The organism is Chryseobacterium sp. JK1 (assembly GCF_050632815.1).
GTDB lineage: Bacteria > Bacteroidota > Bacteroidia > Flavobacteriales > Weeksellaceae > Chryseobacterium.
This window is the reverse complement of sequence record NZ_JBODRU010000001.1, coordinates 1,913,801-1,925,897: the sequence shown is the minus strand read 5'-3', so window position 1 is coordinate 1,925,897 and position 12,097 is coordinate 1,913,801. Positions and strand designations below refer to the sequence as shown.

At 37.9% G+C, this 12,097-nt stretch carries 10 protein-coding genes; 4 read left to right on the top strand and 6 right to left on the bottom strand.

The genetic code is table 11. The features are described 5' to 3' along the window. The first annotated feature begins 362 nt into the window (after positions 1-362). The gene (locus tag ACQ76T_RS08730; RefSeq protein ID WP_431342917.1) at positions 363-1,025 is read left to right on the top strand and encodes a TetR/AcrR family transcriptional regulator; all 663 of its coding nucleotides are present in this window, start codon (positions 363-365) and stop codon (positions 1,023-1,025) included. A gap of 89 nt (positions 1,026-1,114) precedes the next feature. Here ACQ76T_RS08730 and ACQ76T_RS08725 read toward each other — a convergent pair whose 3' ends face one another. Genes ACQ76T_RS08725 through ACQ76T_RS08710 form a run of 4 tightly spaced genes read right to left on the bottom strand, consistent with a single transcriptional unit; the run spans position 1,115 to position 6,709 of the window. Then, positions 1,115-2,632: a peroxidase, FMP-type gene (locus tag ACQ76T_RS08725; RefSeq protein ID WP_431342916.1), complete on the bottom strand. Its 1,518-nt coding sequence runs from the start codon at positions 2,630-2,632 to the stop codon at positions 1,115-1,117. Positions 2,633-2,650: 18 nt separating this feature from the next. Next, positions 2,651-4,171, bottom strand: a complete 1,521-nt coding sequence (locus ACQ76T_RS08720) for a ferritin-like domain-containing protein (protein ID WP_431342915.1) — start codon at positions 4,169-4,171, stop codon at positions 2,651-2,653. 4 nt (positions 4,172-4,175) lie between these two features. Beyond that, positions 4,176-6,266 (bottom strand): GMC oxidoreductase, encoded by a 2,091-nt coding sequence (locus ACQ76T_RS08715; RefSeq protein WP_431342914.1) that lies wholly within the window; start codon positions 6,264-6,266, stop codon positions 4,176-4,178. Continuing rightward, positions 6,263-6,709 carry a sugar dehydrogenase complex small subunit gene (locus ACQ76T_RS08710; protein ID WP_431342913.1) on the bottom strand — a complete coding sequence of 149 codons (447 nt, stop codon included), beginning with the start codon at positions 6,707-6,709 and terminating at the stop codon, positions 6,263-6,265. The genes ACQ76T_RS08715 and ACQ76T_RS08710 overlap by 4 nt, the downstream gene beginning before the upstream one ends. A gap of 513 nt (positions 6,710-7,222) precedes the next feature. Between ACQ76T_RS08710 and ACQ76T_RS08705 the strand changes: the two genes are divergently transcribed. Together ACQ76T_RS08705 and ACQ76T_RS08700 are read left to right on the top strand one after the other, a co-directional pair. Further along, positions 7,223-8,890 (top strand): T9SS type A sorting domain-containing protein, encoded by a 1,668-nt coding sequence (locus ACQ76T_RS08705; protein ID WP_431342912.1) that lies wholly within the window; start codon positions 7,223-7,225, stop codon positions 8,888-8,890. Between the two features lie 199 nt (positions 8,891-9,089). Further along, positions 9,090-10,394, top strand: a complete 1,305-nt coding sequence (locus ACQ76T_RS08700; RefSeq protein ID WP_431342911.1) for a M20 metallopeptidase family protein — start codon at positions 9,090-9,092, stop codon at positions 10,392-10,394. Here the strand turns inward: ACQ76T_RS08700 and ACQ76T_RS08695 are convergent. Continuing rightward, entirely contained in the window at positions 10,391-10,807 is a 417-nt protein-coding gene (locus ACQ76T_RS08695) for a RidA family protein (RefSeq protein WP_431342910.1), read from the bottom strand. The genes ACQ76T_RS08700 and ACQ76T_RS08695 overlap by 4 nt on opposite strands. A 152-nt stretch (positions 10,808-10,959) precedes the next feature. After that, complete coding sequence (locus tag ACQ76T_RS08690; protein WP_431342909.1) at positions 10,960-11,562, bottom strand: FMN-dependent NADH-azoreductase; 603 nt, start codon at positions 11,560-11,562, stop codon at positions 10,960-10,962. 113 nt (positions 11,563-11,675) lie between these two features. Here ACQ76T_RS08690 and ACQ76T_RS08685 point away from each other — a divergent pair, with 113 nt between their 5' ends. Beyond that, the gene (locus ACQ76T_RS08685; RefSeq protein WP_431342908.1) at positions 11,676-12,032 is read left to right on the top strand and encodes a winged helix-turn-helix transcriptional regulator; all 357 of its coding nucleotides are present in this window, start codon (positions 11,676-11,678) and stop codon (positions 12,030-12,032) included. Positions 12,033-12,097 lie beyond the last annotated feature (65 nt).

Genomic DNA, 12,097 nt, shown 5'->3' with positions numbered 1-12,097 from the left:
TGGTTATTAGTTTGATGCAAATATACAAAATAAGACACTATAAAGTGTCCAAAAATTAAAAATATTTTTTTTAATTGCATAAACTATTGATTATAAGTAGATTATTTGGATTTTAAAAATCAATTATAGAAAAGTATTAGAGAGTAAAGGGTAAAGTATATAGAATTTGGACTTTATAAGCTCATCAACTTTATTATTTTTAGAATGGTTTGAAAACAACCAATTGAAATGATTTGTAGATGATTATTAAAACTTTTAAGGGATTAATATACAGGTAAAAGAAAATTTTGTAAAATAAAACACTGAATGGTGATTAATAATTATAAAAAAATCCTTAAACTTGTATCATTGAATGTTTAGTCATGGATAGAAAATCAGCAGCAGGGACTATCAGAAACAAAGAGCGCAGCAAAAAGAAGTTTTTGGATGCGGTTGGGAAGATTCTGAAAACAAAAGGTCATGCGGGATTAAAAATAAACGATATTGCAGCCACAGCTGGTGTAGACAAGAAAATGATCTACACTTATTTTGGCGGTATGGACGGTCTTATGGACGAATATCTGCGTTCACAAGACTATTGGGGTAAAGTAACCAAAGAAGAGGTAGAAAAAATGAAGCCGAAAATAGATGATGGTGGAAAAGCATTTATTGAAGCAATGTTAATCTCTCAGTTTGATTATGTATATAACAATAAAGAAGCCCAAAAACTTCTGTTGTGGAGCATCTCCGAGCCAAGAAAATCTTTAAAAAAATTAATAGATACCCAGGAACAGAATGGTGAATATATTTTTGAATTGATGATGAATGCTCATTTCAAAGAGAAAATGGATACTTACCGCTCTATTATGGCTATTATCGTTGCTGGATTGTATTACCTGAATATGTATGCCGCAATGAATGGGAGCGTTTTCTGCGGTATTGATATGAATAGCCCGGATGGACGCGCAGCTGTTAAAAGAGCAATCACTATTTTAGTGGATCAGACGTACAAAAATCTGGTTCCTGAAGAAAGTGCAGAAAAGTAACCTTATCTGTTTTTTAACAGATGATATTTTAATATAAATAGAAAAGAGGCAACGCGTTGCCTCTTTTCTATTTATGGTATTATGATTGGTTATTCTTTATGATAAGGACATCCTTTACTTCCTTCTCCGCCTATTTCTGGCTGAGTACCGGGAAACTGTTGTTCTATCACTTTTCTCTGATCTTCGGGAATATCTTTTAATTTACGAAGAGTATTGGTTTGAATGTGAGGCCAGCTTGTTGTTCCTCCGTCATTTCCAAAATCGAATTCGAAGAATACAATCTGCTCATATTGTAACTGAAGAACTTCTTTTCCATCTTCAATTATTGTCTCAATCCACATATTCATATCCACTTCAACGGTAGGAACAAAGCGGTTGACAAAGGGTACATTCAGAATACCTCCCTGTGCACCTGTCTTCATTTTGGATGACATTTTAATATGAACAAAGTTGCTTACCTCTTGTCCTCTTAAAGTATCTCTAAGGCGTAGGTCAGGTCTCACAGAATAAGGATACAGATCATCCGCCAGTATTCTTTGAGTATAGATTTTATTGGAACCCGGATCGTTCTCGTCATCCAGTGTTTCATGTACCCAGGCTGGAGCCGGACGATCTAGATCGATAATGTTATCAGGAGTTACCCCTGCGCTTCCCATAGTACGGGAAATAGAAAGGTGGTCAGGCTCCCATGCTTCCTTCCCATCCGGAAAATAAGGAGATCCATTAACGAGATAACTTTGACCCTGAGGAGCAATATCACCCAATAAAGTAATAGTACTTCCATGAGGAATAACCCCGCTTCTCGAAATAGAGTAGTCGGGAATGAAATAAGGCCCGTCAACACCTGCTCCAGGTTTTAGTTCCTGAGCCGGAATAATTTCATAATAAGGCTGCCCAGGTTCAAGCTGGCTTAGAAGAATGTATTTATTTTCCTCTCCCTCCTTTGATACTTTTACAAGGGGTTCATCTCTGTATTCTCCTTTATAACCATATTTTTCAAAATCATCCTTTGAAAAAGCATGAATTCCCCGGTCTCTTTCAATTGACTCTTTGGTAGCAGCATGGTTATATACGTCACTCAGCCATAGATACATCCCGTTTTCCTCATGAATAGGGGTATACTTTAAGGCTTCCTGTCCCTTTACTGTATTCACACTCTGGATGCTTTGCTCATATTTAACAGCTCCGCAGAAAAGCTCACTTGCTCCGCCACGGTTACGAACTCCGCCAGGAACGATGGTAAACGTTAATTTCTCGATATATTCCTCACAGTCAAAACTGAATTTACCCGGAATAGTACCGGAATTGGTACCTGGTGAAGGCATAATGGTCGTATGTATTCCACTGGCTAATGAAGGACTGGTAACATTTTTATTATAATTGACATTATAACTTACCCAAGTCCCTTTTAAAGCTTCTAAGATACCATAATCTACACTGCTTTCAATCTCAGACAGATTTTCTTCCCTGAACGGTCTTACAGGATCATCAATAAGAAGTTTTGAATATCCATTCATGATTTCAGCCAAATTAACCTGGCCTTGGCTCAGACCTTTGTTAAATAACTGTCTTTCCGCTCCAAGACCTTCTTTTTTACGTTTAAGCATGATATATTGTTTTTATGGTTATAAACTGATGTATTCGAAGGTTGGACCTGCATTGTTTTGAGCATCCAAAGGTTGTTTCATTAAGGCAACAGCCTGTTCTTTTAAGGCGTACATATACATGATGGATTTTTCCAGTTCACTTTGCTTTCCTTCCACCGCATCCTGAATAGCATCTAACAGACGTCTGTAGGTTTTATTGAATTCAATGCCCTGTTCATATAATTCTTTATGGGTGTAGTCGCTTACTTTAGGATTGGCTTTCATTGGGTACGCTGCGCTCCAATCTACTGGCAGTGCTTTTCCGTTAGGAGGTGTGCTTACAGGCATCATTCCATTTTCATCGGTGAAAGGTCTGTAATCTCCACCTACGTAGAAATGTTCATGGAAAACTTCTTTAAATCTGAAATAATGAGCAAGTTCAACGCCTTCTTCAAATTGAGAGGGATCAACATCAAAGATAGAATCATCGGCTCCTTCTCCCTGTCCTTTAATCTCCTGAAAAACAGCAATCACTCCGGCGAGGCCTTCTACTGCATGTAGTTTTCCGCCGCTTCCATAATATTGTTCCGGGCGGATTTGTTTTGACGCTGATCCAGTGAAAATTCCTCCCTGATCCAAATCTTTGAAGCTGTGGGGAAGACTTCCATTTTTTTGGTAATAAGCAATGATTTGGAAAAAAGTAATGTAGAAAAACAGTACATCATAATATTCACCAATAGTATGTACGTTTTCCATAATAAAACCTTTCATATTTTCAAGCGTCCAGAAATTATTTTCCTGTACAAAAGCTCCTCTTTGAGTGAGTGAAGTTTTGGGAAGTGCCGCAGGGATGTATTTGGGAGCTTTTACCAGAGGACTGCTTGGGCTTTCAATAGCTATAAATGTTGCAATACTGTTGGGTGAGAAGGTTTCCAGACCTACAAAAAAATCAACATTCATTGGTAGTTTCATAGGGTAAGTAGGATAGTTCTGCGGTTTGTTTACCGAAGGCTGTATGTTGATTGCATTCAGTACATTACAAACCATGATCAGGTGAAGCATTTCTTCCACAGCAACACTTCGTATGATTTGGGAAGCCAGTGCGTTGGTTCCATCTTTAATAGAATATAGAGCCGTAAGATAAGGCGGAATGGTAGAATGCTCAATAAGAATAGCCGTCTGAAGAAGGTCCTGTAAGACCGGGCGATAATCGATCTCTGCAAATCTTTTTTTTCTTTCCTCAGAGATTTCAGGAATATCTGCTCCAAATTCGGAACTTAAATATTGATCAAAAGATTGAGTCTGATCATTCAGTAAAAGGTTTGTCAGCTTTTTGATATGATATTTCAGCCCTTCAGCCCAAGCTTCTTTACTGATGTTGCTGTCAAATAAAAGCGAATGTAAAGACATGGGCTTTACAGGAAGAACATTTGGAATAAGTTCGTCGCTCATAGCCATTCTTGACGCTGTTAATTCCGAATCAAAGGATAAGGATTCTAACGTCTCTGTTGATTCTAATGATTCTTGCGGTTGCGTTTTATTGATAAGTCTTTGTCTCATGGTTTCATTGTTTAAATTGGTTTTCCAAATCGGTTAGAATAGATTCTACCGAGCGGATCGTGAATGCTGAAAGGGTAAGGGTTGGGTTTGAAGTCCCTAAAGTGGTCATATTTCCAGCTCCTACAATATATAAATTCGGGTGATCCCAGGATTTACAGTAGCTGTTGGTTACAGAGTCATCAGGAGTATTTCCCATTCTGTGGGTTCCTACAATATGGCCTGCTCCGTTGTAAGAGTATCTTACATTGTTGTAAACAATAGTATTGTTATCGCTAGCGTTATACGTGGTAAAGTCCTGAATTCCCAACTTTTTAAACATCTGATCCGAAGCCAGTTTGGCCTGTTCCATTCCTTTTTTCTCATAATCTGTTAAAGAATAATGAACAACAGGACGGGGAATACCCAAAGCATCTGTATACTGATCATTGATGGTCACTCTGTTGTCAGGATGAGGAAGCTGCTCAATCTCAAAATGAAATAAGACCTGTCTGGAAAGCCTGTCCGTTAAAGCCTCCTTCAGTTCTTCTCCAAATAAGCCATCGGCTAAAAATTCTGCAACATCAGATCCCGGAGAAAATGCTGGCCATCCCCATCCCCAGTTATCAAGCGGAGAGATCCATGCAGAAAAATCACCTCTGAAACTTCCGTCACGGAAAGACGAGATATTGGTGGTAGAACCAGGACCTCTGTAGGGGTAAACCGGTTCCGGGAATAATCCCCAGGTTAACATCACCATATGATCCATCAGATTTCTGCCTACCTGGTCACTTCTGTTGGCTACCGTTTTTTCGATCTTTTTACCGTTTTCAGTAACAGTATATTTTGAATTCAGTAATATTTTAGGATTTTCAAAAGCATTGGCTGCCAGAATAACGATGGAATTGGACGTATCTACGGCTTCTTCCACAAAATCTGTTTTTTCTTTAGAAGTGTATCTTCTTAAGTGAACTTTTGAAATGAAATGCTGATCATTGCTCTGATCCACGCTCAATTTATATACCACACTCTGAGCTCTGATTTCCATATGAGGATTGAGGCTTAGGTTATTATTTTCGTTCACTTTATAAAGCGCTTTCTTTAACGTTTTTAAAGCATTATATTTTGCCTGAACAGGGCAGATAGGAACACAGGAAGCATTTCCTTCACAACGCTCGCCCATATAAGGATTCCAAATTGAACCTAAAGCTTTATATTCCTCTTTTTCTGATTTGTCTAAAAGCAGTTTGTAGCCCGTTTTTTCCGTTTTCTCGGCCCTGATTATTTTTGTTGTTCCATATTTTGGATTTGGGATTGAATTTCTTCCCTGTGGAGATGAAATCAGGTGCAGAGGAATCTCTTTGAAATTTAACTGAACAGAGGTTCCTTCAAGCCCTTCCATGATCTTTTGATCCATATAGCTCTGAGGAATTTCTTCCATTGGAAAAACATAATCACCATAGTAATCTGCAGTACTTTCATCGATCGGATATTGTTGTTTGGAAACATCACCCGAAACCCCGATTTCAAACTCAGCCATTTCATAATAAGGCCTTAATGTTTCATAATCTATGGGCCAGTTAACCGGTGTCTTATGTTTTGATTCCGGATGATCTATCTGAATACCATACTTTTCAGTAAGTTTAAAATCATTAGGAAGCATTCTTGGTGTGGTTCCCAACCAGTGAAGAGTGGTTCCTCCACCCACGCGGATAGCATCACTGGCAAAAGGCATGGGCCCAAATTGTACCAGATATCCTTTCTTATCAGGAAATGGAGGTGTTATTTTTTCCATGTCCAGAACATTGGGAGACGGGGCTTGCTTTAGGTTTGGATAAGGAGAGTTCGGAACCTTCGCCGACTCCATATAAAAAGTACGCATATACTCATTATAAGTTGTCATGGAGGAAACAGAATCCAGCTCTATACCGGCTTCCAGGCCTGCTTCATACATTAATATAGAAAGTTCACGGAAGCTGTCCGTTTTTTTGACGTCTGCACGGTGAACCATTTTCTTTTTCTTAGTATCGTATACATGATCGCTCAGAAGTTTTGCGATCAGTGATCCTGCGATCCCCGTTCCTACGATGATCACATCTTTTTTGTTTGTTTCGCTCATGAGTTGCTATTTACAGGTTTAATACCCCAGGATTTATAACCAGGTTGTTTCGCTCCCGGTGGATGGGCATGCATTACGTTCCACACCAGACCTTCTTTATAAGAAAGTTCATTAACATAGGCTCCTTCCCATGTTCCAAGATACCAGACCGTAATCAGTTTGTTGGCAATATCACGAAGACCGGGGTCTGCCATAATCTCTGATACAATAGTCTCTTTTAATTGATTTGTGGTAAAAGAGTTCTCAAACACATTTTTGGAGACCGTAAGGAATTCTACAAAAGTGGCAGCCTGTAAATTCTTCAGGATGTGTGTGTAGTAGGTTTCTGCCAAGCCTGTAGCCTGTAATTCGTTCACCGAGAAACCCGTAAGAGCTTCCGAGATCGACATGAAGACGTCGAAATAATAATCGTCGACGTTGAGGATTTTGTTAATCACAATCATTTCGTTAAAATTTGAGGGTTAAAGCATCTTAACTTTCAGGATACTTTTCGAGAACCCATCTCTTTTTTCAGAAATGGTTTTTTACTTTTCAAAAGATCCATTGTTATCAATTTTTGTTACTCCGAAAATAATCACATCCCACAAAACGGGATTCAGTATTTATACGTAATTTTTATTGATGTTTTTAGATTTATTAATAGAAAACCCTTTATAGCAGGATCATTGAACAGGTTCTATTTTTACCTAATTTAGAATTATTTTAAATAATGTGGTAGCAGGTTTACATGTCTCTTTTCTGAATATTTAATTCCAGTAAATAATAAATGGAGAAGAGCTTTTTTAATGCTTACAGATTTTAAATCATCTCATAATAACTTTTTACGGATGTATTATTAAAAAAAAACATGCAATCGTATTCTATATGATAATAATATGTGTGAAAATGATTACTAGATAATGATTTTATCAGGTAATTTTGTATTTACTTAGAATAATTAAAAACAAATAATCCTTATGAAGAAAATATCTTTTCTTGTTTTTGCACTCGTTCTCAACGGGAAAGTTCTTTCACAAACGTATCAGGTTCTCAATCTTTCAGGTTTTAATGCTGATGTTATAGCGAATGGAGTAGGCCCTGTTTCCGGTTCTACCAATGCCAGTCTGGATAAAGCAACCGATAATTTTGCTTTTATTTCAAGAGATTTTCAACTGGATATGTCTTCTCCGGCACTCGCATATGGTCTTCCGGTTAATGGTGCAATCGATTCCGCAGCTCCCAACCTTAGCTTTCAACTGGCTTCTTATTCATCTAATAACTCTTTAAGGCTTGCGGATACAGGTACTACAGGAACTCTTACCGTTACTAATCCTGCGGCAGCATCGGTTCTTTATATGCTATCTGTAAGTGGAAGCGGCCCTTCAACGGGTGAGGTAACGGTTAACTTTAATGATGGGACTTCTCAGGTTTTCAGTGGAGTCAGCTTTCAGGATTGGTATAATGGGAATGATGTGGCTATCCAGGGAATTGGGCGTATTCACAGAGTTTCCAACGCTCTTGATAATGCGGGAGGGAATAATCCAAGGATTTATCAGACAGCCCTTAATATCAATGCTGAAAATCAGAATAAAAAGATCATCAGTTTCAATGTTAAAAAAACGTCCTCTTCAGATACCGTGATTAATGTATTTGGTTTTACCGTGAGAGAACCTCAGCCTTCACAAGCTTGTAGCGGTGGCGATCCGGGAAACAATTCCGGTGATGTTGGATGTGTGAATTTCCAATATGGAGGACAAGCTGTTTCCTACCATACAGTAAGAGGGGCGGATGGTAAAATATGGCTTCAGCAAAATTTAGGAAGTACTAAAGTAGCTTCTGGCCTTACAGATGAAGATGCCTATGGAGATTTTTTCCAGTGGGGAAGATGGGCAGACGGACATCAGGTAAGAAGCTCTGCAATCAATGGAACCTCTCCATCTCCCAACAATCCTCAGGGATTATCAGGAGGAAGTGTTTCTTTTTACTCGGCCGGATATAACTCCGGAGCTAACTGGTGGTCCAATGGAGAGCCTTCCGACCAGTGGGATGCTTCCGATATTTCTTCCGTTTCAGAATCAGTGGGAGTAGATCCTTGCCAGGCCATTGGAAATAATTGGAGACTTCCTTCAAAAGAAGAGGTGGAAGAGATGCTTACTGCGGAAAATATTACAGAGTATGACTCTGCACTCAATAGTAACTTAAAACTTATCCCGGCCGGAATGAAAGATTATAACGGTATTTTTTCACCGGGAACACGTCTGTATTTATGGACTTCAACACCGTCAGAATATACAGGTTCCGGACAGCATTTATACATCAGCCAGTTCTCGGCACTCATGAACAGTATGGGAAGAGATGGTGGGCAGTCTGTGAGATGCATCAAAGGAACAGGCGGTTTGTCAACATCTGAAGTTGCTCCGAAAATAAACCTGGGAATATACCCGAATCCTACAAAAGATATCGTGAATGTCAAATCCGATGTGGCTGTAGAAGCCATCAATGTCTTTACTGGTTTGGGACAAAAGTTGGTAATTCCATTCAATAACAGTCAAATCAGTTTAAGAGAATTTCCTGCCGGGATTTATTTTGTGGAAATTAAATTGAAAAACGGACAAACCATGAGTAAAAAAGTTATCAAAAATTAGTATTTCTTTTATTATTTATACCTTTTACTAGAAAGCAGAGGATCTGAAAAGGTTCTTTGCTTTTTTATTGTTGAAATAATTTTAGATAAATAGAAAATTAAAATCCGAATGTAACGAAATATATACTATACTTGTTCTTAGTAATATAAATGAATGATTAGCTGAAATATTTTCAACATTAAACCCATTGTTTTACGCCATGAAAAAACTCACCTTAGCTGTACTATGTATTCTTTCTTCTATTTTGCCCGCTCAAAATTTAGCGAATAAGCAAGAAGTCACGCTTAATTTTCCTGATAAAGCAGTTCATCAGGCAGTTCAAAATGAGACAGATCAAATCTTTAATAAACTGGTAGAGATCAGAAGACGCTTCCACGAAAATCCGGAACTGGCCGGACAGGAAGGACAAACTCAGGAATTGATCAAAAATTATCTTCGTGACTTAGGGTTGGAAGTGAAAACAGACATATATGGCCATGCCGTTGTAGGAATTCTTAAAGGTGATAAAGCAGGGAAAAAAATAGCATGGAGATCTGATATGGATGCATTACCCAATGATTTTCCAGATCCTGAGGCGTTTAAGTCAAAGGTAAAAGGAGTTCAGCATGGTTGCGGTCATGATGTACATATGGCTATAGGATTAGGAATAGCGGAAGTTCTTGCCAGAAATAAAAAATCTTTGAAAGGGACGGTCTATTTTATATTTCAACCTGAAGAAGAAACATTCAAAGGAGCAAAAGAAATGCTGAATAAAGGGTTGCTTTCCCAAATAGATCCTCAGGAAATCTATGGGCTGCATGTTACCGCTTTACCAGTGGGACAAATTCTTGTTAAACCCAATGAGATGTTTGCGTACCAAAAAAGAGTAAGAGTTCAAATGAAAAATGACCTGAATACGGAAGATACCAATGCATTAACCAAGAAAATAAGCAATTCCCTTTCCCGTTTCAGCGAGGGAAGTAAGCCTTGGGAGATTCAGAATATCGTTGATCCTAAAATTGGATTATCAAATCCCGGTACTGTTTTTAAAGATTATAGATTTCCTGGTGGAAAATTTAGCTCTTATTCTAAAAACGGAGTCTACTTCCTTGAAACTGATCTGTATGAGACCAATGCTTCCCAATTGGATCAAATAATTCCCGATATTAAGAAAGTAATGGAAGACAGCGGTTATAAAGATCAGTTGGTTTCCATTTCATTTATACAGGAAAATCCTACGGTGATGAATAATGAAAAGCTGGCTGTGGCTGCCACAGATATTCTTCAAAATATATATGGTAAAGACAAAATTGTGTCAGATTATGGACAGGTACCGTTCTTTAACGACGACTTTTCATATTTTCAACAAAAAATACCGGGCGTTTATTTCTTCCTGGGAGGATCCAATTTTGAAAAAGGGGTCATAGCGATGAATCATTCACCGAATTTTCAGGTAGATGAAGAAAGCATCAGAACAGGAGTGAAATCTTTTTCATCCTTACTTATAGAACGACTTAAAAACTAATATTTTACCGCAATTGCATCTATTTCAAATAACATTCCGGGTAAAGCCAATTGAGTAACCGGAATTAGAGTGCTGGTAGGCAGAGACTTGTTATTCCATACTTTTTTGGCTTCGTTGGCCCATATTTCAAGTTTTTCAGGAGTGTGGTCTACGATTAAAAGCGTGATTTTAACAATATCATCAAATGTCATAGAATGGCTTTGCAAAACAATCCTCATGTTTTCTAAAGCATTTTGAACCTGAGTGGTAAAGTCATCAGCCAGATTATGATTTTCTCCTACACCGCCGCTCTGTCCTGAAATAAAGCACATCTGAAAGGGTGAATCAACAGAAATACTGTGCGCAAAACCATAAGGAGTGGGATTAAACAGTTCTTTAGGATTAACGGTCTGATGTTTTTTATTATTTTCCATAATGTTTTTATTGTAAAGTAAAATTGAGGCTTAAAAACAGAAAAAATGTTTACATATGTTGAAGGAAAATAAATATAATAAATTATAGGATATAATATTCATATACATTTTTCAATACAAAAAGACCACCGTAAAAGGTGGCCTTTTTTGTTTTATTCTACTAAAATACTTTCAATACCCTTCTGGAGTGCCGTCTCCTGAATGACAGGAACAGACAGTCCTTCTGCGCGGATAACAGAAATGTCCGTCATTCCCATGAATGCAAGTGTTTTTTGAAGATAAGGAACTACAAAGTCGTAAGCCTGTCTTTCTCCTTCAGAATAGATACCGCCACTTGAAAACGCAATGTATACTTTTTTGTTTTTGATCAAACCTTCCGGACCATTTTCGTCATACCGGAATGTAACCCCTGCTCTTGCAATATGATCAAGCCACGATTTTAAGGTAGAAGTAATGCTGAAGTTGTACAATGGTGCTTCAATGATGATGATATCCGCTTCCTGAAGTTCTGCAATTACCGTGTCTGAAAGTTTTACAAACTCCAACTGTTCAGGGCTGCGGTGCTCAGCAGGGGTAAAAAAAGCATTAATCTGATTTTCTTCCAGGTGAGGAAACAGCGGATTAGTAAGATCTCTTTTCTTAATGACACTTTCAGGATATTTTGCTGTAATTTTTTCTACAACAGCATTTCCTAGTTTTTTACTGATGGATGATTCACTTCTTGGGCTTGAAATGATATGAAGTACTTGTTTCATTTTTTATTTTTTAAAATTGATGTTTCAAAATTATTTATATTTACTAATAAAAAGATAGTAGTTACCAAAAGGTTAGTAATAACTTTTAGGTTAGTATCATAAGAAAAACGAGTATGGAAGAAGAAAAAATAGTCTATTCACGACCACAGTGCAGCACTCATTTAGCCGCTACAGAAGATGCATTATATGTGTTGGGAGGAAGATGGACAATCCGAGTGATGATTGCAATTCTTGGCGGGCATACACGCTTCAATGAATTGCAGCGAACCATTAAGGGAATCTCTGCCCGGGTATTATCCAGCGAATTAAAAAAATTAGAAGTTAATCATCTTGTGGAAAGAACAGTACTTACCGACCAGAAGCCTGTTTTGGTAGAATACATCTCAACAGAATACAGCGAATCTTTAAAAGATGTGATCTCTGCACTGGCAGAATGGGGCGCAAAACATAAAAAGAAAATTACCGCCTGATGCAATCAGAAGGGGGATATCCTGCATAAAACACAGGAAAATATAAATGTGGTATCGGTTGAATA